The following is a 24697-nucleotide window of genomic DNA, read 5'->3' as shown; positions in this document are numbered from 1 at the left end:
CCAGGAACATCTGATGAATACCGAAGGACTTACTGAAGTTGCCGTAAAAGAAGCTCAACCCCTGGTTGAGCCTGTCGTCGAAATCGAGCCTGCGCTGGAGCCTGCCCCGCCCGCGGTGGTGGTAGCCGAAGCTGCACCGGTGGCGCCGGCAGTCGCGATTCCGGGCCTGGATGACAGCAGCCTGTACATCCATCGCGAGCTGTCGCAACTGCAGTTCAACATCCGCGTGCTGGAGCAGGCGCTGGATGAGTCCTATCCCTTGCTGGAACGGCTGAAGTTTCTGCTGATCTTCTCCAGCAACCTGGACGAGTTCTTCGAGATTCGTGTTGCCGGACTTAAAAAGCAGATCACCTTCGCCCGTGAACAAGCCGGTGCCGACGGCCTGCAACCGCATCAGGCGCTGGCGCGCATCAGCGATCTGGTGCACGGCCACGTCGATCGCCAATACGCGATCCTCAACGACATCCTGTTGCCGGAACTGGAGAAACATCAGGTCCGCTTCATCCGTCGTCGCTACTGGACCACCAAACTCAAGACCTGGGTGCGCCGCTATTTCCGCGACGAGATCGCGCCAATCATCACCCCGATCGGCCTCGACCCGACGCACCCGTTCCCGTTGCTGGTGAACAAGAGCCTGAACTTCATTGTCGAGCTCGAAGGTATCGATGCATTCGGTCGCGATTCCGGTCTGGCGATCATCCCGGCACCGCGTTTGCTGCCGCGTGTGATCAAGGTGCCGGAAGAGGTCGGTGGCACGGGTGACAACTATGTGTTCCTGTCGTCGATGATCCACGCTCACGCCGACGACCTGTTCCAGGGCATGAAGGTCAAGGGCTGCTACCAGTTCCGCCTGACCCGAAACGCTGACCTGGCGGTCGACACCGAAGACGTCGAAGACCTGGCCCGCGCCCTGCGCGGTGAGCTGTTCTCCCGTCGTTATGGCGATGCCGTGCGCCTGGAAGTGGCTGACACCTGCCCGAAACACCTGTCCGACTACCTGCTCAAGCAGTTCAACCTGAGCGAGACCGAGTTGTATCAGGTCAACGGTCCGGTCAACCTGACGCGGCTGTTCAGCATCACCGGCCTGGACAGTCACCCGGAGCTGCAATACACGCCGTTCACCCCGCAGATCCCGAAACTGCTGCAGAACAGCGAAAACATTTTCAGCGTGATCAGCAAGCAGGACATTCTGCTGCTGCACCCGTTCGAGTCCTTCACTCCGGTGGTCGACTTGCTGCGCCAGGCGGCCAAGGACCCGCACGTGTTGGCGGTCCGTCAGACCCTTTACCGCAGCGGCGCGAACTCGGAAATCGTCGATGCCCTGGTCGATGCAGCGCGTAACGGCAAGGAAGTCACCGCGGTGATCGAATTGCGCGCGCGGTTCGACGAAGAGTCCAACCTGCAACTGGCCAGCCGTCTGCAAGCGGCCGGCGCGGTGGTGATCTATGGCGTGGTGGGCTTCAAGACCCACGCCAAGATGATGCTGATACTGCGCCGCGAGGCCGGCGAGATTGTCCGTTACGCCCACTTGGGCACCGGTAACTACCACGCTGCCAACGCCCGCCTGTACACCGACTACAGCCTGCTGACTTCCGATGACGCCTTGTGCGAAGACGTCGGCAAACTGTTCAGCCAGTTGATCGGCATGGGTAAAACCCTGCGCATGAAGAAACTGCTGCACGCGCCGTTCACGCTGAAGAAGGGCATGCTCGACATGATTGCCCGGGAGACCCAGTTCGCCCTGGACGGCAAACCGGCGCACATCATCGCCAAGTTCAACTCGCTGACTGACCCGAAGGTCATCCGCGCGCTGTACAAAGCCAGCCAGTCGGGGGTGCGGATTGATCTGGTGATACGCGGCATGTGCTGCCTGCGGCCGGGTATCGCCGGGGTTTCGCACAACATCCACGTGCGCTCGATCATCGGTCGCTTCCTGGAACACACGCGGGTCTTCTACTTCCTCAACGGCGGTGAAGAGCAGATGTTCCTGTCGAGTGCCGACTGGATGGAGCGCAACCTCGATAAACGTGTCGAGACGTGCTTCCCGGTGGAAGGCAAGAAGCTGATTACCCGGGTCAAGAAAGAGCTGGAGCTTTACCTCACCGATAACACCCACAGCTGGAGCCTGCAGTCGGACGGCCGTTACATCCGCAATACGCCGACCGGCAACCAGAACCCGCGCAGCGCCCAGGCAACCTTGCTGGAGCGTTTGGGCAGCCCGATTCTGAGTGTTAGTTAACGCAGAAGAGGGACCGGCATGATGCAAAAGGGCGATCCGCAAGGATCGCCCTTTTGTTTTCAGCGAACGTTAAGCACGAAGTTGACGCGGGTCAGCCATTCCGCTTCCAGCGCGAAGTCGGCCTGGGTCAGCTGGTTTTCGTCCAGCCAGTTCTCCGGGAACAGCACATCCAGGGTGTCACCGTTGGCCTGCAACGTGACCTGCGGCATCTTTTGGGTGCCACGGATGTGATGGAACAGAATCGCGAAGCGCAGCAGCACGCAGAGGCGAATCAGCTTGATGCCTTCATCACCGAACTCGGCAAACCTGTCCTTGGGAATGTTGCGGCGGTGGCCGCGTACCAGCAGCGCCAGCATCAGTTGGTCTTCACGGGAAAAACCGGCCAGATCGGAATGTTCGATCAGGTAGGCGCCGTGTTTGTGGAATTGATAGTGGGCGATATCCAGCCCGATTTCGTGGACCTTGGCGGCCCAGCCCAGCAATTCGCGCCAGACGCCGTCATTCAGGTCCCAGTCATCGGCCACCTGATCGAACGCGTGAAGCGCCTTGCGTTCGACGCGGTCGGCCTGTTCCACGTCGACGTGGTAACGCTCCATGAGCGAGCTGAGAGTGCGTTCGCGGACGTCTTCGTGGTGATGACGGCCCATCAGGTCGTAGAGCACGCCTTCACGCAGAGCGCCCTCACAGTGATCCATGCGTTGCAATTCGAGTGCGTCGAAGATTGCCTCAAGAATCGCCAGGCCAGCCGGGAAAATCGCTCGGCGATCCGGTTTTATGCCTTCGAAATCGATTTTTTCGACGTCGCCGAGTTTGATCAGCTTGCGCTTGAGCCAGGACAGACCCTCGGCGTTGACCTCGCCAGCGCCATGGCCGCCAGCCTTCAGCGCCAGGCCGATGGCACGGATGGTGCCCGAGGAGCCGATCGCTTCATCCCAGGTCAGGCGGTGCAAGGCATGTTCAATGCTCATGATCTCCAGCCGCGCCGCAGTGTAGGCCTGGGCGTAACGGGCCGGGGTGACCTTGCCGTCGCGGAAATAGCGCTGGGTGTAGCTGACGCAGCCCATTTGCAGGCTTTCGCGCAGCAGCGGCTCGAAGCGCTGGCCGATGATGAATTCGGTACTGCCACCGCCGATGTCGGCCACCAGACGCTTGCCCGGTGTGTCGGCGAGGGTGTGGGAGACGCCAAGGTAGATCAGGCGGGCTTCTTCACGACCGGAGATGACTTCCACCGGGTGGCCGAGAATTTCTTCGGCGCGGCGGATGAATTCGCCGCGGTTGCGCGCCTCGCGCAGGGCGTTGGTACCGACGATCCGCACGGCGCCCGGTGGCATGCCATTGATCAGTTGGGCAAAGCGCTTCAGGCAATCGAGCCCGCGCTGCATGGATTCTTCGGTGAGTTGGCGCTCTTCGTCGATCCCCGCGGCCAGTTGAACCTTCTCGCCAAGCCGCTCGAGAATACGGATTTCATTGTGCAGGGCCTTGGCCACGACCATATGAAAGCTGTTCGAGCCCAGGTCTATAGCGGCGATCAGGGACAGATTCTTGGCTTGGGATTGAGGCATGGTGAGGGGGTCTCGGTCGATAACCTCGACATCCTGCCACGATCAACCGCTGCCGCCAACGCGTAGTGTTTAAAGCCTTGATCCAGCGCAGGATGCCGTGACCGCTTCGCGCTCAATCGCGAGCAGGCTCGCTCCCACATTGGATTTGTGTCGCCCACAGGACTGACGGCAACAAAGAACCCTGTGGGAGCGAGCCTGCTCGCGATGGCGGCTTGGCAGGAGCCAGAAAATCAGCCCGCGGCTTCCACGGTGCCGATGAAATTCGCCAGCTCTGCCGTCTGCGGATTGGCAAACAACACTTTCGGATCGCCCACCTCGTGCACCTTACCCTGGTGCATGAACACCAGTTTGTCGCCGACTTCACGGGCGAAGCGCATTTCGTGGGTGACCATGATCAGCGTCATCCCGTCCCTGGCCAGTTGCCGGACCACGCTCAGCACCTCGTTGACCAGCTCCGGGTCGAGCGCCGAGGTGATTTCGTCGCACAACAGCACTTTCGGCGACATCGCCAGGGCCCGGGCGATCGCGACACGCTGTTGCTGGCCGCCGGACAGTCGATCCGGGAATGCATCGAACTTTTCCGCGAGCCCGACCCGCTCCAGCATTTGCCGCGCCAGCTCGGCAGCCTTGGTCTTGGGCACTTTCTGCACCACCTGCGGCGCAAGCATGACGTTTTCGCCCACCGTCAGGTGTGGGAACAGGTTGAATTGCTGAAACACCATGCCGACCTTCTGCCGCAGGCTGCGCAGGTCGGCACGGGCGGCGTCGAGGTATTCGCCGTCGACTTCGATCACCCCGTCGTTGATCGACTCCAGGCCGTTCAAGGTGCGCAGCAGGGTCGATTTCCCCGAGCCGCTACGCCCGATGATCGCTACTACCTGGCCTTCGTTGACGCTCAGGTCGATGCCTTTGAGCACATGGTGATCGCCGTAATATTTATGCAGGGCGGAAATTCTAAGCAGAGGCATGCAGTCTCCTTTCCAGGTAGCGGGCACTGAGGGACAACGGGTAGCAGAGCAGGAAGTAACCGAGCGCCACGAGGCCGTAGACCATGAAGGGTTCGAAGGTTGCATTGGCGAGCATGCCGCCGGTTTTGGTGAGTTCGGTGAAGCCGATGATCGAGGTCACCGCCGTGCCCTTGACCACCTGCACCGAGAAGCCCACGGTCGGTGCCACGGCAATGCGCAGGGCTTGCGGCAGGATCACGTGGCGCAGCTGTTCAAAGGGATTGAGCGCCAGGCTTGCCGACGCTTCCCACTGACCGTTGGCGATCGAATCGACGCAGCCGCGCCAGATTTCCGCCAGGTAAGCGCTGGTAAACAGCGTCAAGGCAATCGCTGCTGCCAGCCACGGTGAAATCTCGATCCCGAGCAGCGCTACGCCGAAAAACACCAGAAACAGCTGCATCAACAGCGGTGTGCCCTGGAACAGCTCGATGTAGGTGCGGGCGAAACCTCGTGGCAGGGCGTTTTTCGAGATGCGCAGGGTCATGATCAGCAAGCCGATCAGCCCGCCCCCGATAAACGCCACCAGCGACAGTGCCAGGGTCCATTGCAGGCCGGTGAGCAGGTTGCGGACGATGTCCCAGAAGGTGAAATCGCTCATTGGCCGTTCCTCGCAATGTAGCGTCGCCCAATCCAGTTCAGTAGCTGGCGGATCAACAAAGCCATGCACAGGTAGACCAGCGTGGTCAGGGCGTAGGTTTCGAAAGCGCGGAAGTTGCGTGACTGAATGAAGTTGGCGGCAAAACTCAGTTCTTCCGTGGCGATCTGCGAGCACACCGCCGAACCGAGCATGACGATGATGATCTGGCTGCTCAGGGCCGGCCAGACCTTGCCCAGTGCCGGCAGCAGCACCACATGGCGGAAGGCTTCGAAACGGCTCATCGCCAACGCCGCCGAGGCTTCCAGCTGGCCGCGGGGGATCGCTTGAATGCCCGCGCGAATGATTTCCGTCGAATAGGCGCCGAGGTTGATCACCATCGCCAGCACCGCGGCCTGCCATTCGGAGATTTGCAGGCCCAGCGACGGCAAGCCGAAGAAGATGAAGAACAGTTGCACCAGAAACGGTGTGTTGCGGATCAACTCGACGTAAACCCCGAAAATCCCGGCAAACGGACGGATGTTCCACGCCCGCACCACCGCCCCGACAATCCCCAGGCTCACCCCGAGCAGTGCGCCGATGGCCGTCAGCTCAAGGGTGAACAGCGCACCGCGCAGCAACAAGTCGGTGTTGTGGACCACCGGTAAAAAGTCGAACTGATAGGCCATGGACAGTTTCCTCGATTAAGCGCCGTTGCGACGATCAGAGATCGGCCGGCAGCGGCTGCTTGAGCCAGGTTTGGGCGTTTTTCTCCAGGCTGCCGTCGGTCCTGGCGGCGGCAAGGATCTGATTGACCTTGTCCAGCAGCGCCGGCTCGTTCTTGTTCACGCCGACGTAGACCGGCGAATCCTTGAGCTTCACTTTCAGCGCTGGAATGCGTTTCGGGTTGCGCTCGCTGATGGTCACCATCACCACGTTGCCACTGGCGATCAGGTCGACTTGCCCTGCGAGGTAAGCGGCGACGGTCGAGTTGTTGTCTTCGAAGCGCTTGATGGTCACGCCTTGCGGGGCCACGGCAGTCAACTCGATGTCTTCGATGGCGCCACGGGTGACGCTGACGGTTTTACCCTTGAGGTCATCCAGGCCGTTGATGGCGACGTCTGGCGGGCCGAACACCGCGAGATAGAAGGGCGCATAGGCACGGGAGAAGTCGATGACCTTCTCGCGCTCAGGGTTTTTGCCGAGGCTGGAGATCACCAGGTCGACCTTGCCGGTGGTCAGGAACGGGATGCGGTTGGTGCTGTTGACCGGCGTCAGTTCGAGTTTGACCTTGAGCTGGTCGGCCAGAAGCGCAGCGGTGTCGATGTCGAGGCCACGGGGTTTCATATCGGGACCCACCGAGCCAAACGGCGGGAAGTCCTGAGGTACGGCGACCTTGAGCGTGCCGCGCTTGACCACATCCTCCAGGCCGTCGGCATGGGCGGGGAGCTGACAGAGCATCAGGCTGGCGAACAGGGCAGTGAGCAGGGCGCTGCAACGCTGGGTCATGGCAAATCTCCGGATTCGGCAAGTGATTTCTGCGAATCGACAGAGCACAGGCCATGCCAACCCTCGGTGAAATGCCTGTAAGGCCACGGATTTACTGGTGTTGGTCGGTCTTACTGGTCTGAACAGTTGCTGATATTTTCGCACCTTGATCGGGCATCGCCCAAAGCGCTCGAACCCCCGTGGGGCACGACTTGCCTGACTCGGCGATTAGCTTTACAACTAGCCGCTCACTGGTCTGGCTCGTCTGAAAAAACCATGAATTCGATCTCCCGCGCCGTACCCGAAGTGGCGCTGCACGCCATCCGTAAACTGATTGCCGACCAGGGTTTCGGGCCGGGGGACGTGCTGCCTTCGCAGCGTGATCTGGCACTGCAACTGGGCGTGAGTCGGACGTCGCTGCGTGAGGCGTTGTCATCCTTGAGTGCCTTGGGGGTGATCAGCGTGCAGCCCGGCAAAGGGGTGTTCGTGCAGGCAATCGAGCCATCCCCGGCAGTGTCGGGAGTCAGTTGGCCGTTCGCGGCTCAAGCATCGCCTGTGGATATCTTTCAGTTGCGCTATGCCCTGGAAGGTTTTGCGGCGGGGTTGGCGGCGGTGACATTGAGCGCCGATGAGCTCGATGCCCTTGAGGATAACGTCGCAGCGATGCGCGACGTGTTGCGTGCCGGGGACTTCGACGCGGCGGCGCGGCTGGACTTCGAATTTCATCGGCGAATGCTGCTGGCCAGTGGCAATCAGGCGATGTTGAGCATTCTGACGGCGAGTGCCGAGCTCTTTCTGGAGAGCCAGAAACTACCGTTTATCCGGGCCGAACGGGCCATGGAAACCTGGCAGGAACACCGCAAGATCCTCCGAGCGCTGGCCCGCCGGGCTTCGGGGGCCGCGCAGAAGGCTATGCAGGAGCATGTGCGCAACGCGGCCCTGCGCACTGGAATTTCCTTCGTGACCCCCGCCACGGCGTGACTTGAGCTATACCCAAACTCATGCACCACCATAGCGAGACTCAATCATCTGCGGCTTCCTGAACGAGGGAAGGGCGGCTATGATGGGCCACGTTTTTTTGCTTACAACCTGGAGACTTCCATGAGCAGCGATCTTATCAAACACGTTAGCGACGCTAGCTTCGAAGCTGACGTACTCAAGGCCGAAGGTGCTGTACTGGTCGACTACTGGGCTGAGTGGTGTGGCCCATGCAAGATGATCGCTCCGGTTCTGGACGAAATCGCTGAAACCTACAAAGGCAAACTGACCGTTGCCAAGCTGAACATCGACGAAAACCAGGAAACCCCGGCCAAGCACGGTGTGCGTGGTATCCCGACCCTGATGCTGTTCAAGAACGGCAACGTCGAAGCGACCAAGGTCGGCGCGCTGTCGAAGTCGCAACTGGCTGCCTTCCTCGACGCCAACATCTAAGCGTTGTTGCAAGAGTCATCCAAAAAAGCCCCGCAAATAGCGGGGCTTTTTCGTTATTCAGGGCTAGACGCTCCGAAACTCAGGTGTTACATTCGGCCCCGCACTGGTTTCTCCAGCGCCCCCTGCAAGCCGTCGCCGACGCTCTCCTTTTCGAATAAGTACGCGATCCTGTCGCCTTCTCTGCGGCGCGGCCTCATTAAGCCAAAAGCTTAATTTCCCCCCCTCCATAAATGATTACGTCATTCCTATATGAATCTGACTGAACTCAAGCAAAAGCCGATTACCGAACTGCTCGAATTGGCCGAACAGATGGGCATAGAAAATATGGCCCGTTCGCGCAAGCAGGATGTGATTTTCTCCTTGCTGAAAAAGCACGCGAAAAGCGGCGAGGAAATCTCCGGTGATGGCGTGCTGGAGATTCTCCAGGACGGCTTCGGCTTTCTCCGCTCTGCAGACGCCTCCTATCTCGCCGGCCCAGACGATATCTATGTCTCGCCGAGCCAGATCCGTCGCTTCAACTTGCGCACCGGTGACACCATCGTTGGCAAGATCCGTCCTCCAAAGGAAGGCGAGCGTTATTTCGCACTGCTCAAGGTCGACACGATCAACTACGATCGTCCCGAGAACGCGAAAAACAAGATTCTCTTCGAGAACCTGACCCCGCTGTTCCCGACCGTGCGCATGAAGATGGAAGCCGGTAACGGTTCCACCGAAGACCTCACCGGTCGTGTCATCGACCTGTGCGCCCCGATCGGTAAAGGCCAGCGCGGTCTGATCGTTGCTCCGCCAAAAGCGGGCAAGACGATCATGCTGCAGAACATCGCTGCCAACATCGCTCGTAACAACCCTGAAGTTCATCTGATCGTGCTGCTGATCGACGAACGTCCGGAAGAAGTAACCGAAATGCAGCGCACCGTGCGCGGCGAAGTGGTTGCCTCGACGTTCGACGAGCCGCCAACCCGCCACGTGCAGGTTGCCGAAATGGTGATCGAGAAGGCCAAGCGCCTGGTTGAACACAAGAAAGACGTGGTCATCCTGCTCGACTCCATCACCCGTCTGGCACGTGCCTACAACACTGTGATCCCGAGCTCCGGCAAGGTTCTCACCGGTGGTGTCGATGCCCACGCCCTGGAGAAACCAAAGCGTTTCTTCGGTGCCGCACGGAACATCGAAGAAGGCGGCTCGCTGACCATCATCGCTACCGCGCTGGTTGAAACCGGCTCGAAGATGGATGAAGTGATCTACGAAGAATTCAAAGGCACCGGCAACATGGAACTGCCTCTGGATCGCAAGATCGCTGAAAAGCGCGTCTTCCCGGCGATCAACATCAACCGCTCCGGCACCCGCCGCGAAGAGTTGCTGACTGCCGACGACGAGCTGCAGCGCATGTGGATCCTGCGCAAGCTGCTGCATCCTATGGATGAAGTTTCTGCCATCGAGTTCCTGGTCGACAAGCTGAAGCAGACCAAGACCAACGATGAGTTCTTCCTGTCGATGAAACGCAAGTAAGTCGATCAGGCCAGCAAAAGCCGGGGAAACCCGGCTTTTTGCTATCTGACCTTTGATGATTTTCCTGGTCACTCTTCTGAACGGGTGGGTTCAAGGCTAAACTCATGCCCCCGAACGCCATGGCCAAAACGAGGCTAACGCATGCAGTATCGCGACTTGCGCGACTTTATCAGCGGCCTGGAACAGCGCGGCGAACTCAAGCGCATCCAGGTTCCGGTGTCACCAGTGCTGGAAATGACCGAGGTCTGCGATCGCACCTTGCGGGCCAAGGGGCCGGCGCTGCTGTTCGAAAACCCGACCGGTTATGACATCCCCGTGCTTGGCAACCTGTTCGGTACGCCTGAGCGCGTGGCTCTGGGCATGGGCGCCGAAGCCGTCAGCGAACTGCGCGAGATCGGCAAACTGCTGGCCTTCCTCAAGGAGCCTGAGCCGCCAAAGGGACTGAAAGACGCCTGGTCCAAGCTGCCGATCTTCCGCAAAATCATTGCCATGGCGCCAAAAGTCGTCAAGGACGCCATCTGCCAGGAAGTGGTCATCGAAGGCGATGACGTCGACCTGGCAATGCTGCCAGTGCAGACCTGCTGGCCCGGCGACGTCGGCCCGCTGATCACCTGGGGCCTGACGGTCACCAAAGGCCCGAACAAGGACCGCCAAAACCTCGGCATCTATCGCCAGCAGGTGATTGGCCGCAACAAAGTCATCATGCGCTGGTTGAGCCACCGTGGCGGCGCGTTGGACTATCGCGAGTGGTGCGAGAAGCATCCTGGCCAGCCGTTCCCGGTGTCCGTGGCGTTGGGTGCCGACCCTGCAACAATTCTTGGCGCGGTGACACCGGTGCCGGACAGCCTGTCCGAGTACGCCTTCGCCGGCCTCTTGCGCGGTAACCGCACCGAGCTTGTGAAGTGCCGTGGCAACGACCTGCAAGTGCCGGCTACCGCCGAGATCATCCTTGAAGGTGTGATTCATCCTGGCGAAATGGCCGATGAAGGTCCGTATGGCGACCACACCGGCTATTACAACGAAGTCGACAGCTTCCCGGTGTTCACCGTCGAGCGCATCACGCACCGTATCAAACCGATTTACCACAGCACCTACACCGGCCGTCCACCGGATGAGCCGGCGATTCTCGGTGTGGCGCTGAATGAAGTGTTCGTACCGATCCTGCAAAAGCAGTTTCCGGAGATCACCGACTTCTACTTGCCGCCCGAAGGCTGCTCGTACCGCATGGCCATTGTGACCATGAAAAAGCAGTACCCCGGTCATGCCAAGCGGGTAATGCTCGGTGTCTGGTCGTTTTTGCGACAGTTCATGTACACCAAGTTCGTTATCGTCACTGACGACGATATCAACGCCCGCGACTGGAACGACGTGATCTGGGCCATCACCACGCGCATGGACCCCAAGCGCGATACGGTGATGATCGATAACACGCCGATCGACTACCTCGACTTCGCCTCGCCGATTTCCGGCCTGGGTTCGAAGATGGGGCTCGATGCCACGCATAAATGGCCCGGCGAAACCACCCGCGAGTGGGGCCGGGTAATCGTCAAGGATGAGGCGGTGACACGCCGGATCGATGCCATCTGGAATCAGTTAGGAATAGATTGATGCGTGTAACCTTGCAGCCGTCCGGAGCAGTGCTTGAGATACTGCCCGGCGAGCGGATTCTCGATGGGGCGCGGCGTTTGGGCTATGAGTGCCCGCAAAGCTGCCGTAATGGCAACTGCCACGTTTGCGCGGCGTTGCTGGTCGAAGGTCGGGTCAAACAGACCGGCGATGTGCGCGATCACGGCGAGTTCTACACTTGCATAGCAGAGCCTTTGGAAGACTGCATCGTATTGTGGGATGGCGTCCTTGCGCTTGGAGAGCTACCGGTGCGCAGCCTGTCGTGTCAGGTCATTGAATGCGTAGACGTCGGCGGTGATACCTGGCGGGTTCGACTGCGGGCACCGGCTGGCAAGCCGCCGCGCTATCACGCCGGGCAGTACCTGCTGATCGAGCGCGAGAATGGCGAGAAATCCGCCTTCTCGCTGGCCTCTGCGCCGCATTCAGGGCGGGATCTGGAGCTGCATGTACTGGCGCGCGAAGCCAGTGCGCTCAGCTTGATCGAGCAGTTGCAGCGCAATCGCATGGTCCGCATCGAAATGCCCTTCGGCGATACGCATCTGGCCGAGTTGCCTGACTGTCCGCTGGTGTTGATGGCGGCGGGTACCGGCATGGGGCAGATCCACAGCCTGATCGAGCATTGCCGGGCCAAGGGCTTCAAGCATCCGGTACACCTGTACTGGGGCGTGCGACGGCCAGAAGACTTCTATCAGATCGAGCATTGGGATGAATGGCTGAAGCTGCCCAACCTGTTCCTGCACAAGGTCGTCAGCGATCTGTGCGGTTGGGAAGGGCGTTGCGGCATGCTGCACGAGGCGGTTTGCGAGGACTTTCCCGACCTGAAGTCACTGCATGTGTACGCCAGCGGTTCGCCGGCGATGGTTTACGGCACGCTGGACGCCTTGGTCAACGCCGGGATGGACGCGCATCAGATGCGCGCTGACGTCTTCGCCTACGCGCCCCGTCCGCAAGCAAGCAACCCTGCCTAGAAGCGCACGCCGGTGGTGATCATGGCTGCGTTAAAACCGAGCAGAACCAGTTCGGCGGCGACTGGGCCGTAATGAGCGCCCACTGATGGAATGATCACGGGCGCCACGCCGAAGTGGTTGAGTGGAATCTTGTCCTTGTACTCGCCGCTGTAACCCTGGAGTAATCCACCGGTCAGCTTTATATACACCGGATAGTCGGCGCTCTCGTAACGCTTCCCCGCATAGGCGTAATACGAGCGCTGACTAAATGAGTTACGAAAAGTCACTGCACCAAACAACCAACCGGATGCTTCATTGCGTTCAAGGCCGATCAGGTCCTGATTGTTATTGTGATCAGGGTCTGGCGAATAGTGTTTGGTGTAGAGGCTACCTTGCAGGTACCAAAAGCCCTTGTCTTCTTGAGTCGGGCTTTCGACTGCCAGCGCCGGAGTGGCCAGTGCCAGTAACAGCAAACCGTACATTTTCAGGTTTTTCATCTTGCGACCTCTATTGGTAATTCGGCTTGCGCCTGTGGAGGCTGCTATACGCCTGCATTCAAAGAAGGGGCGGCAGGGTATCAGACGAATACGTCAGAAAGATCCGTTAAATGACTGTTGATTCTGAACGGCCACAAGGCTTATGCATATTTCATTCGGGTATTTAAGATATTTCCCAAAGAGTATTAGGCTATATATCGGGCTCCTTCATAGGTTGCAGTCCTTGATATAGAAGGGTCATACGTCCTTTAGTACTTTTCGTTTTACGTTTACTGCTATATGTTCTATGACATTAATCTTGCTTACATCTTGTAATACTTGTGGGACTGAACGCCCTTTGCCATGACCGCCATTGAATCTGCTTGTTTGAATCTGGCTTACCCTCCGCGGCTCGATCTGGGCGCGCAGCTGACTCACGAACAATTGCTCAGCTCGATGCAGGCCACCATGGCCCGGCACAAGGGTGGGCCGGTCTGGTTATTCGCTTACGGTTCATTGATCTGGCGCCCGGAATGCACAGCCGTCGAGCGGGTGCGCGGACGCGTGCATGGTTACCATCGCGGCTTGTACCTGTGGTCTCACGAGCACCGTGGTACGCCGGAAATGCCGGGGCTGGTGTTTGGCCTGGATCGCGGTGGGTCTTGCAGCGGCTTTGCCTATCGGTTGCCGGAAGACCAGTTGGAAGCCTCGCTGTTTGCCTTGTGGCAGCGCGAAATGCCGGTGCCGTCATATCGCCCGCACTGGCTCAATTGCCGGCTGGAAGACGGCAGCAAGGTTCAGGCATTGGGTTTTGTTTTGGAGCGGCACCTGCCCAGCTATGCCGGCAACTTGCCTGACCATGTGCTGAGCCAGGTGTTTGAAAGTGCCTGTGGGCGCTACGGCACCACTCGCGATTATGTCGAGCAGACCGTCCACGCCCTGCGCAGCCACGCCATGCCAGACCGGAATCTGGAGGCGCGGCTCAAGCGCTGCAAGGCTTAAGCGAGCGCTTCACGTCCCTGACTGGCGACTTGCTTGTGCCACAAGGTCGGTGCCAGGCAAGCCATCGCCAGCAGGCACGCGCCAACCAGCAGCACGAAACCGCCATCCCAGCCGAAGTGGTCCACGGTGTAGCCCATCGCTGCACTGGCCGCGACCGAGCCGCCCAGATAACCGAACAGACCGGTGAAACCCGCAGCCGTGCCGGCGGCTTTCTTCGGCGCCAGTTCCAGCGCTTGCAGGCCGATCAGCATCACCGGGCCATAGATCAGGAAGCCGATGGAGAACAGCGCGATCATGTCGACGGTCGGGTTGCCGGCCGGGTTCAGCCAGTAAACCAGAGTCGCCACGGTCACCAGTGCCATGAACACCATGCCGGTCAGGCCACGGTTGCCGCGGAAGATCTTGTCCGACATCCAGCCGCACAACAGTGTGCCCGGAATACCGGCCCACTCGTAGAAGAAGTACGCCCACGAGGTTTTATCCACGTCGAAGTGCTTGGCTTCCTTCAGGTAGGTCGGCGCCCAGTCCAGTACGCCGTAGCGCAGCAGGTAGACGAAGACGTTGGCCATGGCGATGTACCAGAGCATTTTGTTGCGCAGCACGTACTTGACGAAGATTTCCTTGGCGCTGAATTCGTCTTCGTGGCTGGCGTCGTAGCCTTCCGGGTAATCGTTCTTGTACTTCTCGATGGGCGGCAGGCCTACCGATTGCGGGGTATCGCGCATCACCATGAAGGCGAACACGGCCACCAGCAACGCAACGGCGGCGGGGACGTAGAACGCCGCGTGCCAGTCGTTGAACAGGCCCATGCCAAGCAGGAACAACGGGCCGATCAGGCCTCCGCCGACGTTATGCGCGACGTTCCAGACCGACACCACGCCACCGCGTTCCTTCTGCGACCACCAGTGCACCATGGTCCGGCCACTCGGCGGCCAGCCCATGCCCTGGGCCCAGCCGTTGATGAACAGCAGAATGAACATCATGGTTACGCTGGACGTTGCCCATGGTGCGAACCCGAAAATGAACATGACCCCGGCCGATACCAGCAAGCCGAAGGGCAGGAAGTAACGCGGGTTGGAACGGTCGGACACCAGGCCCATCAAAAACTTCGACAAGCCGTAGGCAATCGCAATCGCCGACATCGCCAGGCCAAGTTGGCCACGGGTGTAGCCTTCGTCGATCAGGTACGGCATGGCCAGGGAGAAGTTTTTGCGCAGCAGGTAATAACCGGCGTAGCCAAAGAAAATCCCGGCGAAGATTTGCCAGCGCAAGCGCCGGTAGGTGCTGTCTACGTGTTCTTCAGGCAATGGAGCCTGATGTGCGGCAGGACGAAAAAAAGCAAACATTCAAGAGCTCCAGATTTCTTGTTTTGACTGCGGATGCGAATGTTACAGTTTCGTTACCGAAAAAAGCACCGCTCGTCGTCAAGGAAATCGAGAGAAGTGAACGAGAATGCATGTTCTTTTATGAACATGTCGTTCAGCTGGATAGAGAAGGAAGAGGGCGGAGGATGGTTTTTTTATGCGCCGGATCGGGATGGATCCGGTGCAAGGGAGGCGGCAGTCCGGATTATCAGCTGCCATCTCCGGGCAACAGGTGCTCCTGGATCTTCTTGCTGTGGGATTCGACCAAACTCCCCTGGTCATCGAAGCGCAAGACGATCAGCCAGTCATACACATCCTCCGGCCAGGGTTTCTGCCCGGTCAATGCTTGGCCGTTGCCGCCGAACGCTGCGATCAAATTGTCGATATGCCCGTGATGCCAGGCGATCAATACGACCGGGGCCTGGTTGTTCTTGCCCAGCGACTTGACCAGTTTGTCGACTTCTTCATCGGCATAGGGTTGCTCGATCGGAAGGTGCAGACGTTGCGACAATGGTGTCAGGGTCAGCCGTGGTCGCGCGCTGGACTTGCTGTCGCTGGTGGCGATCAGGCGTTGCGGTACCAGGTTCTTGCTGCCCAGCTGCAGCGGGTCGAAATAGTGCGCATACGCTTCGGCGCGCTGCTCGCCACGAGGGCTGAGCCCCATGCCCTGATCGGGTTTCTCTGCGTGCCGGACGATCAGCACCGTGACATTTCTCAGGCCCTGAGCGGTCTTGTCACTTTGATTTGCCGGTGCCTGCGTTGAAATCACCAATGCAGGTAAAACGGCCAGACCGAATAACAAATGGCGCAGCATCATGCTCATCCTCCGTCCTGTGATGGGTAAACAGACTCGAAGCGTAGCAGGGAGTCGTGTTCACCGTACCCGCACCACCACCTTTCCAACGGCCTTGCGCTGGCCGAGATCATTGATGGCGTTGGCAGCTTGGGCCAGCGGGTAAACCTGCGACACCAGAGGCTTGAGCTTGCCTTCGGCGAACCAGCCGAACAGTTGCTGGAAGTTCGCGGCGTTGTCTTGCGGCTGGCGTTGGGCGAAGGAGCCCCAGAACACTCCGAGTACGGCTGCACCCTTGAGCAGGGCGAGGTTCACCGGCAGTTCCGGGATGCGTCCGCTGGCGAAACCGACCACCAGCAGGCGGCCGTTCCAGGCAATGGCGCGGATTGCCTGGTCGAACAGGTCGCCACCCACCGGATCGTAGATCACATCGGCACCGTTGTCGTCGGTCAGGCGCTTGATTTCGTCCTTGAGGTTGGCCTCGCTGTAGTTGATCAGCTCATCGGCGCCGGCAGCCTTGGCCACGGCGAGTTTCTCGGCGCTGCTGGCGGCAGCGATGACCCGTGCGCCCATGGCTTTACCGATTTCCACGGCGGCCAGGCCGACACCACCCGAAGCGCCGAGCACCAGCAGGGTTTCCCCCGGTTGCAGGTTGCCGCGCTGTTTCAGCGCGTGCATCGAAGTGCCGTAGGTCATGCTGAAGGCTGCGGCGGTGTTGAAGTCCATCGACGGCGGGATAGGCAGCACGTTGTAGCCCGGCACCGCGACTTGCTCGGCAAAACTGCCCCATCCGGTCAGTGCCATGACCCGGTCACCCACCTTGAGGTGGCTGACTTTTTCGCCCACCGCGCTCACCACTCCGGCCGCTTCACCGCCCGGCGAAAACGGGAAGGGCGGCTTGAACTGGTATTTGCCCTCGATGATCAGCGTGTCCGGGAAGTTCACCCCGGCCGCATGCACGTCCAGCAGGATTTCGTTCTTCTTGGCGACAGGACTCGCGACTTCTTCCAGCACCAGCGATTCGGCAGGGCCGAAGGCTTTGCACAGCACGGCTTTCATCAGGGCTATTCCTTTGGGAGTGATGGCCGATAAGTGTAGGTGTGTGAGTCAACGGGTCAACGAGCATGCCCGACCCTGATAGGCAGCCATAAGCTTTGTGCTTGGGCTGCGGGTCGTTATGCTAGGCCGCAAACCGGATGAGGAGCGAATTGTGAAAGCGTGGATCATGTTGATGCTGGCCCTGTCTCTGCCTGTGGCAGCGATGGCCGAAGAAGCCAAAGAAGGCGAAGCGCCGAAAGTCAGCTATATCAGCTTGAGCCCACCGTTCGTGGGTAACTATGGGCTCGATGGCACCCAGAAGCTCAAGGTCTACAAGGCTGATGTGGCGTTGCGGGTCACCGGCGAGGACGCGGTCAAGGCTGTGAAGGCCAATGAACCATTGATTCGCAATCAGCTGGTGGCGCTGTTTTCTCAGCAGACCACTGAGGCCATGAACAACGTCGAAGCGAAAGAGAAGCTGCGTCAGGAAGCCTTGAAGCAGACCCAGCAAGTGATGAATGACGAGACCGGCAAGCCGATGGTTGACGATCTGTTGTTCAATAACCTGATTATTCAATAAACCTTCCGTTATCCGGGCGGGCCTCATCGCGAGCAAGCTCGCTCCCACAGGGGTTAGTGCCGTTCACGATTATTGTGGACGGACACCGATTCAGTGTGGGAGCGAGCTTGCTCGCGATAGCATTCGTGCAGTAGCCGCATTGCTCACGAGCGTAAGGCGATCACCGCGGCCCACTGCTCAGCCGTCACCGGCATCACCGACAGTCGCGAGCCTTTCTGTACCAGTGGCATCTCTGCCAGCGCCGTCTGTTGTTTCAGATAGTCGAGCTTCAGCACGTTGGGAAATGTCTCGACGTGACCAACGTTGATCGCGCTCCAGGCATTTTTCTCAGGCGTGGCCTTCGGGTCGAAGTAAACACTCTCGGGTTCCAGCGCCGTCGGGTCCGGGTACGCCGCTTCGATGATTCGGCCGATCCCGGCGATGCCCGGTTCAGGGCAGCTGGAGTGGTAAAAGAAAAACTCGTCGCCGACTGCCATGGCCCGCAGGAAGTTGCGTGCCTGATAGTTGCGAACGCCGTCCCAGCGGGCTTCGCCGAGCTTCTCCAGGCCTTTGATCGAGAGCTCGTCGGGCTCGGATTTCATAAGCCAGTAGGCCATCTTTTTTGCTCCGAAAGCGGTGGTCGGGAACGTTGTCCGGCGATTTTATGACAAACCGACGGTCGGTTGACGCCAGCGTTTGCGTGTCGCTTCACGTTACCGCAAAATGCCGGACTTTTAAGCGAGACGCGGCAAGCACGGCCTATTTCGGCCGTTGCTGTCATCGTGTGCGACATGCCTTGAGGGGGGCAATCGATGAAACGCAAACCGGATTTACTGTGGATTTTAGTGATTGTGTTCGGCCTGGGCGTCGTAACCACGGGTTATGCGCAAAGCCTGTGGGCGAACAAGACTGATGCACCGATCGAAGTCGCGCAACAACAGAAACAACCTCTAAAGCCGCACAAGCGCTAAAACCGCTGCAAGCGACGCCGCTGATGGCAGTGGCGTCCAGATCTAGTCCGCGAAATACCACTTCCTGTCAGTCACCGTTCCCTGCATCGGCACATCCCAGCTCGCTTGATCCAGCTTTTCGACTTTCTGGCATTCATGGGCCAGTCCCAGCAGCGTCGGCTTGCGCCAGGTCTTGCGGCGCGCCAGATAGGCCAGGCTGCGATCGTAGAAGCCGCCCCCCATCCCCAGGCGTCCGCCGTGTTCGTCAAAACCGACCAGCGGCAACAACACCAGATCCAGTGCCCAGACCTTGCGTTGCTTAGCCTGGTTGACCCGTGGTTCGAGAATGCGAAAGCGGTTAGGCCGCAGCTTTTCACCGGGGTGAATGCGCTGAAAGACCATCTTGGTTCGCGGCCAGGCGCTGAGTACGGGCAGGTAAGTCGCCTTGCCCCGGCGTTGAGCGGCGCGCAGCAACAGGCGCGGATCGATTTCACCGTCAGTAGGCAGGTACAGGGAGATGTGTTTTGCGCGGCGGAACAACGGATGTTGCGCCAATTGCCGATACAGCCCGCGAGCGGCCTGGCGCTGCTCACTGTTGCTCAGTGCGCGACGGGCCTGGCGCAGCATGCGTCGAAGTTGCGGGCGGGATAGCGGCGCAGGTTCGGTCATCGTCATGGGCTGTTCGAGTGTCGAGGGCACCAGGGCGGTGACGTCGTAAAAAGCCGATGCCGGCAAAAACCGGCATCGGCTTGAATCAGGCTCCCCGGATGAACCGCTGTCGACTTAGCCCTTGAACCCGAAAGTTCAAGGTGGAAGATGCAGTAGGCTTTAAGGCTTTCCGTCTAGCGGACATGCACACCAGCCCAACGTGCAACTTCCAGGGTAGTGCGAATCGGCTCAGGGACATCGTCAACTGGCAAGCACCCCAGGGAGTGGCGCGAGTATACCGCAACCACCTTCGGGAATCAGCCCTTGCTGACATCCGGATCGGTGGCAAGCACCAGATCAACGCGATCAAGCAGGTCACGCACCTGCTCGCGGGTCGAGCCACTGGCCTGCACATCAGGACGTTCCCGTGTGTGCAGCAGATCGTGGGTGATGTTCAGCGCGGCCATCACGGCGATGCGATCGGCGCCGATGACTTTGCCGCTGCTGCGAATTTCGCGCATTTTGCTGTCCAGGTAACGGGCGGCGCTCACCAGATTGCTGCGCTCTTCCTGGGGGCAAATGATCGAGTACTCTTTATCGAGGATCTGCACGGTAACGCTATTGCTTGAACTCATGAGTCTTGCTCCAGGGCCTTGAGGCGCGAAATCATCGATTCGACCTTACGCCGGGCGATTTCGTTTTTTTCAATGAGGTGCGCGCGTTCCTCGCGCCAGGTCTTTTCCTGAGCTAATAAGAGTCCGTTTTGGCTCTTAAGTTGCTCGACTCGGGTAATTAGCAGTTCGAGTCTGGCCATCAGCGCTTGCAAGTCGGTGTCTTCCATACGTGTTCCACAGGATTTGTCTGATGGGCGGTAACTGGCGGAAAGCCTTTAATAGTCTTGGCGAGTCTGTCGATGTAGGATACAAGGCCTTCATTCTAGACATAGCGCCGTCTGGCGCCTAGCTGCCCATGCCCATTCAGAATTCTCCGTATCAAGCCTTCGCCACCCTGCTGAGCACCAGCGGCCATCCTGTCTCGCCTGCCGAACTGCACGGCCTGCTGCTCGGCCGCAGCTGCGCTGGCGCAGGCTTTGAAGTCGACGGCTGGCTGGTCGACGCCGCCGAGCTGCTCGAAGGCGAGCCACAAGACAACGTCCGCAATGCCCTGATCGGCCTGCAAGAGATGGTCAAGGGCGAGCTGACCAGCGACGACATGACCGTCGTTCTACTGCTGCCGACCGATGACGCGCCGCTGACCGAACGTGCTGTCGCACTGGGCCAGTGGTGTCAGGGCTTCCTCAGCGGTTTCGGCCTGAACTGCCGTGACAGCAGCATGTTGAGCACTGAAGCCACCGAAGTCCTGCAGGATCTCGCGGCTATCGCTCAGGTGCAAGATGCGCTGGAAGAATCCGACGACGGCGAAAGTGACTATATGGAAGTCATGGAGTACCTGCGGGTCGCGCCATTGCTGCTGTTCACCGAGACCAAAAAACCGGCGCAAGCCGCAGCTGCCAAACCTTCTCTGCACTGATCGTTTGCAAGGGACTTCCATCTGCCCATGATTCATATCCCTAAATCGGAATACACCCGCCGCCGAAAGGCGTTGATGGCGCAGATGGAACCCAACAGCATTGCAATCCTGCCGGCCGCCGCCGTGGCGATCCGCAATCGCGACGTCGAGCACGTTTACCGACAGGAGAGTAACTTCCAGTACCTCAGCGGTTTCCCCGAGCCTCAGGCCGTCATCGTGCTGATACCCGGTCGTGAGCATGGTGAATACATCCTGTTCTGCCGTGAACGCAATGCCGAACGTGAACTGTGGGACGGCCTGCGTGCCGGGCAGGAAGGTGCGATCCGAGATTTCGGTGCTGACGATGCCTTTCCGATCACCGACATCGACGACATCCTGCCGGGCCTGATCGAAGGCCGTGACCGGGTGTATTCAGCCATGGGCAGCAACCCGGAGTTCGACCGCCACCTGATGGACTGGATCAACGTGATTCGTTCCAAGGCGAACCTGGGCGCCCAGCCGCCGAACGAATTCGTTGCGCTGGATCATTTGCTGCACGACATGCGCCTGTATAAATCGGCGGCAGAAGTGAAGGTGATGCGCGAAGCCGCACGGATCTCCGCGCAGGCTCACATTCGTGCGATGCAGGCCTGCCGTGTCGGCTTGCATGAGTTCAGCCTGGAAGCCGAGCTCGATTACGAGTTCCGCAAAGGCGGGGCGAAAATGCCGGCTTATGGTTCGATCGTCGCCGCCGGACGCAACAGCTGCATCCTGCATTACCAGCAGAATGACGCGCAGCTCAAGGACGGCGATCTGGTGCTGATCGACGCCGGTTGCGAAATCGACTGCTACGCCAGTGACATCACCCGCACCTGGCCGGTCAATGGCAAGTATTCGCCGGAACAGAAGGCGATCTACGAATTGGTGCTGGAATCGCAAGCTGCCGCGTTTGCCCAGATCGCTCCCAACAAGCACTGGAACCAGGCGCACGAGGCGACGGTTCAAGTGATTACTGCCGGTCTGGTGAAGCTCGGTTTGTTGCAGGGCGATGTCGATGAGTTGATCGCCAGCGAAGCCTACAAGGCGTTTTACATGCACCGTGCCGGTCATTGGCTGGGCATGGATGTGCATGACGTCGGCGAGTACAAGGTCGGCGGTGAATGGCGGGTGCTGGAAGTCGGCATGACGCTGACCGTCGAGCCGGGTATCTACATTGCCCCGGGCAATCTGAACGTGGCGAAGAAATGGCGCGGCATTGGCGTGCGCATCGAGGATGACGTGGTGGTAACCAAGCAGGGCTGTGAAATTCTGACCAACGGTGTGCCGAGAACGGTCGCCGAGATCGAGGCCTTGATGGCCGCTGCACGGACCCAGGCGGCATGAGTCGAGTCAATCTGGCAATCATCGGTGGCGGTCTGGTGGGCGCCAGTCTGGCGTTGGCGTTGCAAGCCGGTGCCCGCGCCCGTGGCTGGAAAATCGTGCTGATCGAACCGTTCGCCCCCGGCGAAAGCTACCAGCCAAGCTACGACGCGCGCTCTTCGGCGCTGTCCTTCGGCGCTCGGCAGATTTATCAGCGGTTGGGCCTGTGGCAGGAAATTTCCCGCCGCGCTGAGCCGATCAAACAGATTCATGTTTCCGACCGTGGGCGTTTCTCTACCGCGCGTCTATCGGCCATGGAAGAGGGCGTTCCTGCCCTGGGTTACGTGGTGGAAAACGCCTGGCTGGGTCAATGCCTCTGGCAGGGCCTGGACAAGGACGTGATCAGCTGGCGCTGCCCGGCCGAAGTCACGCGCATGGAACCGTTGGAAGACGGCTACCGCCTGACCCTCAACGACGAAACCAGCCTTGAATGCGACCTTGCGGTGCTGGCCGATGGCGGCCGTTCGGGCTTGCGCGAGCAGTTGGGGATCGGCATCAAAAAGCGTCCGTACAATCAAAGTGCATTGATCGCCAACATCACCCCGAGCGAAGCCCACAACGGCATGGCGTTCGAGCGTTTCACCGATGACGGCCCGATGGCTTTGCTGCCGCTACCGGAAAACCGCTGCGCGCTGGTCTGGACTCGCTTAGGCATGGACGCGCAGCGTCTGGCGGCACTCGATGAGCGCAGCTTCCTCAGCGAGTTGCAGGGGGTGTTCGGCTATCGTCTCGGCACCCTCAAGCAGGTGGGCGCGCGCAATCTATACCCGTTGTCGTTGATCGAAGCCGAAGAGCAGGTACGTCCGCATCTGGTCGTGCTGGGCAACGCTGCCCACAGCTTGCACCCGATTGCCGGTCAGGGCTTCAACCTGTCGCTACGCGACGCCCAGGCCTTGGCCGAAGCGCTGCTCGCCAGTCCTAGTGCGCCGGGCGACTTCGCCACTTTGCAGGCTTACCGCGAACGCCAGCGTCTGGATCAAAGCCTCACCGTGGGCTTCTCCGATCAGGTCACCCGATTGTTCGGCAGTACCCAGCCACTGGTTTCGCTGGGACGCAACATCGGCCTGTTGGGCCTCGATCTGTTGCCGCCGGCCAAACGCTGGTTCGCCCGGCAAGCCATGGGGTTGGGAACACGCTCCGATGGTTGAGTGGTTACCCCAGCGTTTCGATACTCACGACGGCGCTGGCAGCGTGGTCGATAAAACCCTTTACGTGCGGCTTAAGCCGCAAGCGAGACAGGCTTAAAGCATGGAAATGCGCGCAGATCTGCTGATTGTCGGGGCCGGAATGGTCGGGAGCGCGTTGGCGCTGGCGTTACAGAACAGCGGGCTGGAAGTCCTGCTGCTCGACGGCAGCCCCATGAGCGTCAAACCCTTCGATGCGCAGTCGGCATTCGAGCCTCGAGTGAGCGCCTTGTCGGCCGCCAGTCAGCGGATTCTGGAGCGCCTGGGGGTGTGGGAAGGCGTTGTCAGCCGGCGTAGCAGCCCTTATTCCGACATGCATGTCTGGGACGGCAGCGGTACCGGGCAGGTTCATTTCTCGGCCACCAGCGTCCACGCCGAGGCACTCGGGCACATCGTCGAAAACCGGGTGGTGCAGGATGCATTGCTCGATCGCCTGCATGATTGCGACCTCGGCCTGCTGGCCAACGCGCGTCTGGAGCAGATGCGCCGTTCCGGCGATGACTGGTTGTTGACCCTGGCCGATGGCCGCACGTTGCGCGCACCGCTGGTGATCGCGGCGGACGGCGCCAACTCGGCGGTGCGTCGCCTCACCGGTGTCGCGACTCGTGAGTGGGATTATCTGCATCACGCCATCGTCACCAGCGTTCGCAGCTCTCTGCCACATCAAATGACCGCCTGGCAGCGTTTTACCGACCACGGCCCGCTGGCATTCCTGCCCTTGGAGCGGGATGGTCAGCAGGACTGGTGCTCGATCGTCTGGTCGACCACCCCGAGCGAAGCCGAACGCCTGATGGCGCTGGATGACGAAGGTTTCTGCCGTGAGCTGGAGCGCGCCTTCGAAGGGCGTTTGGGCAAGGTGCTGAGTGTCGACCCGCGACTTTGCGTGCCGTTGCGTCAGCGCCACGCCAAGCGCTATGTGGCCGAAGGCCTGGCCCTGATCGGCGATGCGGCTCATACCATTCACCCGTTGGCCGGGCAGGGCGTCAACCTCGGTTTCCTCGATGCCGCAGTGTTGGCTGAAGTGCTGCTGCAGGCGGCCAGCCGTGGTGAGCGCCTGGCGGACGTGAAAGTCCTCAGCCGCTACGAGCGTCGGCGCATGCCGCACAACCTGGTGTTGATGGCGGCGATGGAAGGCTTTGAGCGCTTGTTCCAGGCCGATCCGTTGCCACTGCGCTGGTTGCGTAATACCGGGTTGAAAATGGTCGACCAAATGCCCGAAGCCAAGGCGTTGTTCATACGCGAAGCACTTGGATTGATCGGGGATCTGCCGGAGCTGGCCAAGGCCTGAAGTCTTTGGTGAGGCTGATGACCTCTTCGCGAGCAGGCTCGCTCCCACATTGGAATGCAACCCCTTGTGGGAGCAAGCCTGCTC

The 24697-nt window shown here is 59.8% G+C and carries 26 protein-coding genes, 1 other RNA gene and 1 pseudogene; 14 read left to right on the top strand and 14 right to left on the bottom strand.

From position 1 onward, the window contains the following. The first annotated feature begins 13 nt into the window (after nt 1–13). Nucleotides 14–2239: a polyphosphate kinase 1 gene (gene ppk1, locus BK658_RS03170; protein WP_123581026.1), complete on the top strand. Its 2226-nt coding sequence runs from the start codon at nt 14–16 to the stop codon at nt 2237–2239. Nucleotides 2240–2298: 59 nt separating this feature from the next. On the opposite strand, the gene ppx is transcribed toward ppk1, so the two are convergent. The 5 genes from ppx to BK658_RS03145 form a co-directional block, all read right to left on the bottom strand. Beyond that, nucleotides 2299–3801: an exopolyphosphatase gene (gene ppx / locus BK658_RS03165; RefSeq protein WP_123581025.1), complete on the bottom strand. Its 1503-nt coding sequence runs from the start codon at nt 3799–3801 to the stop codon at nt 2299–2301. 230 nt (nt 3802–4031) lie between these two features. Next, nucleotides 4032–4769 (bottom strand): amino acid ABC transporter ATP-binding protein, encoded by a 738-nt coding sequence (locus tag BK658_RS03160; RefSeq protein WP_123581024.1) that lies wholly within the window; start codon nt 4767–4769, stop codon nt 4032–4034. Further along, nucleotides 4756–5406: an amino acid ABC transporter permease gene (locus BK658_RS03155; protein ID WP_123581023.1), complete on the bottom strand. Its 651-nt coding sequence runs from the start codon at nt 5404–5406 to the stop codon at nt 4756–4758. The genes BK658_RS03160 and BK658_RS03155 overlap by 14 nt, the downstream gene beginning before the upstream one ends. Next, nucleotides 5403–6071: an amino acid ABC transporter permease gene (locus tag BK658_RS03150; protein ID WP_123581022.1), complete on the bottom strand. Its 669-nt coding sequence runs from the start codon at nt 6069–6071 to the stop codon at nt 5403–5405. The genes BK658_RS03155 and BK658_RS03150 overlap by 4 nt, the downstream gene beginning before the upstream one ends. Before the next feature lie 34 nt (nt 6072–6105). After that, complete coding sequence (locus tag BK658_RS03145; RefSeq protein WP_123581021.1) at nt 6106–6891, bottom strand: transporter substrate-binding domain-containing protein; 786 nt, start codon at nt 6889–6891, stop codon at nt 6106–6108. A gap of 255 nt (nt 6892–7146) precedes the next feature. Between BK658_RS03145 and BK658_RS03140 the strand changes: the two genes are divergently transcribed. The 5 genes from BK658_RS03140 (at nt 7147) to BK658_RS03120 (ending at nt 12404) form a co-directional block, all read left to right on the top strand. Next, nucleotides 7147–7851 (top strand): FadR/GntR family transcriptional regulator, encoded by a 705-nt coding sequence (locus tag BK658_RS03140; RefSeq protein WP_123581020.1) that lies wholly within the window; start codon nt 7147–7149, stop codon nt 7849–7851. Nucleotides 7852–7971: 120 nt separating this feature from the next. After that, a complete protein-coding gene (gene trxA / locus BK658_RS03135; protein WP_003206727.1) occupies nt 7972–8301 on the top strand; it encodes a thioredoxin TrxA in 330 nt (109 codons plus the stop codon). A gap of 249 nt (nt 8302–8550) precedes the next feature. Continuing rightward, complete coding sequence (rho, locus tag BK658_RS03130; protein WP_007899384.1) at nt 8551–9810, top strand: transcription termination factor Rho; 1260 nt, start codon at nt 8551–8553, stop codon at nt 9808–9810. A 141-nt stretch (nt 9811–9951) separates the two neighbouring features. Next, nucleotides 9952–11418, top strand: coding sequence for a 4-hydroxy-3-polyprenylbenzoate decarboxylase (gene ubiD / locus BK658_RS03125; RefSeq protein WP_123426241.1), 1467 nt, complete (start codon nt 9952–9954; stop codon nt 11416–11418). Next, nucleotides 11418–12404 (top strand): CDP-6-deoxy-delta-3,4-glucoseen reductase, encoded by a 987-nt coding sequence (locus tag BK658_RS03120; RefSeq protein ID WP_123581019.1) that lies wholly within the window; start codon nt 11418–11420, stop codon nt 12402–12404. The genes ubiD and BK658_RS03120 overlap by 1 nt, the downstream gene beginning before the upstream one ends. Here the strand turns inward: BK658_RS03120 and BK658_RS03115 are convergent. Continuing rightward, nucleotides 12401–12880: a sn-glycerol-3-phosphate transporter gene (locus BK658_RS03115; RefSeq protein WP_123581018.1), complete on the bottom strand. Its 480-nt coding sequence runs from the start codon at nt 12878–12880 to the stop codon at nt 12401–12403. The genes BK658_RS03120 and BK658_RS03115 overlap by 4 nt on opposite strands. Nucleotides 12881–13222: 342 nt before the next feature. Here BK658_RS03115 and BK658_RS03110 point away from each other — a divergent pair, with 342 nt between their 5' ends. Next, nucleotides 13223–13861 (top strand): gamma-glutamylcyclotransferase, encoded by a 639-nt coding sequence (locus BK658_RS03110; protein WP_123581017.1) that lies wholly within the window; start codon nt 13223–13225, stop codon nt 13859–13861. On the opposite strand, the gene glpT is transcribed toward BK658_RS03110, so the two are convergent. The 3 genes from glpT to BK658_RS03095 all read right to left on the bottom strand — a co-directional run bounded on the left by glpT (nt 13858) and on the right by BK658_RS03095 (nt 17077). Beyond that, the gene (glpT, locus tag BK658_RS03105; RefSeq protein ID WP_123581016.1) at nt 13858–15207 is read right to left on the bottom strand and encodes a glycerol-3-phosphate transporter; all 1350 of its coding nucleotides are present in this window, start codon (nt 15205–15207) and stop codon (nt 13858–13860) included. The two genes, BK658_RS03110 and glpT, sit on opposite strands and share 4 nt — an antisense overlap. 226 nt (nt 15208–15433) lie before the next feature. After that, nucleotides 15434–16048 carry a flagellar basal body-associated protein FliL gene (locus BK658_RS03100; RefSeq protein WP_123581015.1) on the bottom strand — a complete coding sequence of 205 codons (615 nt, stop codon included), beginning with the start codon at nt 16046–16048 and terminating at the stop codon, nt 15434–15436. Between the two features lie 51 nt (nt 16049–16099). Further along, a complete protein-coding gene (locus BK658_RS03095; RefSeq protein WP_123581014.1) occupies nt 16100–17077 on the bottom strand; it encodes an NADPH:quinone oxidoreductase family protein in 978 nt (325 codons plus the stop codon). Nucleotides 17078–17228: 151 nt separating this feature from the next. Between BK658_RS03095 and BK658_RS03090 the strand changes: the two genes are divergently transcribed. After that, nucleotides 17229–17636: a flagellar basal body-associated protein FliL gene (locus BK658_RS03090; protein ID WP_054594575.1), complete on the top strand. Its 408-nt coding sequence runs from the start codon at nt 17229–17231 to the stop codon at nt 17634–17636. A gap of 143 nt (nt 17637–17779) precedes the next feature. Here the strand turns inward: BK658_RS03090 and BK658_RS03085 are convergent, their stop codons facing one another. Then, complete coding sequence (locus tag BK658_RS03085) at nt 17780–18232, bottom strand: EVE domain-containing protein (protein WP_123581013.1); 453 nt, start codon at nt 18230–18232, stop codon at nt 17780–17782. A gap of 195 nt (nt 18233–18427) precedes the next feature. Here BK658_RS03085 and BK658_RS29910 point away from each other — a divergent pair, with 195 nt between their 5' ends. Next, nucleotides 18428–18586, top strand: a complete 159-nt coding sequence (locus tag BK658_RS29910; protein ID WP_178098566.1) for a hypothetical protein — start codon at nt 18428–18430, stop codon at nt 18584–18586. A gap of 42 nt (nt 18587–18628) precedes the next feature. On the opposite strand, the gene BK658_RS03080 is transcribed toward BK658_RS29910, so the two are convergent. From BK658_RS03080 to BK658_RS03065, 4 genes are all read right to left on the bottom strand, one after another. Further along, complete coding sequence (locus BK658_RS03080) at nt 18629–19234, bottom strand: 5-formyltetrahydrofolate cyclo-ligase (protein ID WP_054598197.1); 606 nt, start codon at nt 19232–19234, stop codon at nt 18629–18631. 87 nt (nt 19235–19321) lie between these two features. Continuing rightward, nucleotides 19322–19500, bottom strand: a non-coding RNA gene (gene ssrS, locus BK658_RS03075) — 6S RNA. Between the two features lie 30 nt (nt 19501–19530). After that, nucleotides 19531–19848: a cell division protein ZapA gene (locus BK658_RS03070; RefSeq protein WP_123581012.1), complete on the bottom strand. Its 318-nt coding sequence runs from the start codon at nt 19846–19848 to the stop codon at nt 19531–19533. Next, nucleotides 19845–20054: a TIGR02449 family protein gene (locus BK658_RS03065; RefSeq protein WP_007982902.1), complete on the bottom strand. Its 210-nt coding sequence runs from the start codon at nt 20052–20054 to the stop codon at nt 19845–19847. Before BK658_RS03065 ends, BK658_RS03070 begins: the two co-directional genes overlap by 4 nt. Before the next feature lie 128 nt (nt 20055–20182). On the opposite strand from BK658_RS03065, the gene BK658_RS03060 reads away from it, so the two are divergent. The 5 genes and pseudogenes from BK658_RS03060 to BK658_RS03040 all read left to right on the top strand — a co-directional run bounded on the left by BK658_RS03060 (nt 20183) and on the right by BK658_RS03040 (nt 24613). After that, nucleotides 20183–20743 (top strand): YecA/YgfB family protein, encoded by a 561-nt coding sequence (locus tag BK658_RS03060; RefSeq protein WP_123581011.1) that lies wholly within the window; start codon nt 20183–20185, stop codon nt 20741–20743. Between the two features lie 27 nt (nt 20744–20770). Beyond that, nucleotides 20771–22105, top strand: coding sequence for a Xaa-Pro aminopeptidase (gene pepP, locus BK658_RS03055; protein ID WP_123581010.1), 1335 nt, complete (start codon nt 20771–20773; stop codon nt 22103–22105). Beyond that, nucleotides 22102–23289, top strand: coding sequence for a 2-octaprenyl-6-methoxyphenyl hydroxylase (gene ubiH, locus BK658_RS03050; protein WP_123581009.1), 1188 nt, complete (start codon nt 22102–22104; stop codon nt 23287–23289). Before pepP ends, ubiH begins: the two co-directional genes overlap by 4 nt. Further along, nucleotides 23288–23386: pseudogene (locus BK658_RS30235) on the top strand (tetrameric acyl-CoA thioesterase); the annotation flags it as partial. The gene ubiH and the pseudogene BK658_RS30235, both read left to right, overlap by 2 nt. A 9-nt stretch (nt 23387–23395) precedes the next feature. Further along, nucleotides 23396–24613 carry a 2-octaprenyl-3-methyl-6-methoxy-1,4-benzoquinol hydroxylase gene (locus BK658_RS03040; RefSeq protein ID WP_185019773.1) on the top strand — a complete coding sequence of 406 codons (1218 nt, stop codon included), beginning with the start codon at nt 23396–23398 and terminating at the stop codon, nt 24611–24613. The last annotated feature ends 84 nt before the right edge of the window (nt 24614–24697 follow it).

Origin of the sequence: Pseudomonas brassicacearum (assembly GCF_003732175.1) — a bacterium.
In the GTDB taxonomy this organism is placed as follows: Bacteria; Pseudomonadota; Gammaproteobacteria; order Pseudomonadales; family Pseudomonadaceae; genus Aquipseudomonas; species Aquipseudomonas brassicacearum_G.
The sequence above is the reverse complement of the archived record's forward strand: the minus strand, read 5'-3'. Positions and strand labels throughout refer to the sequence as shown.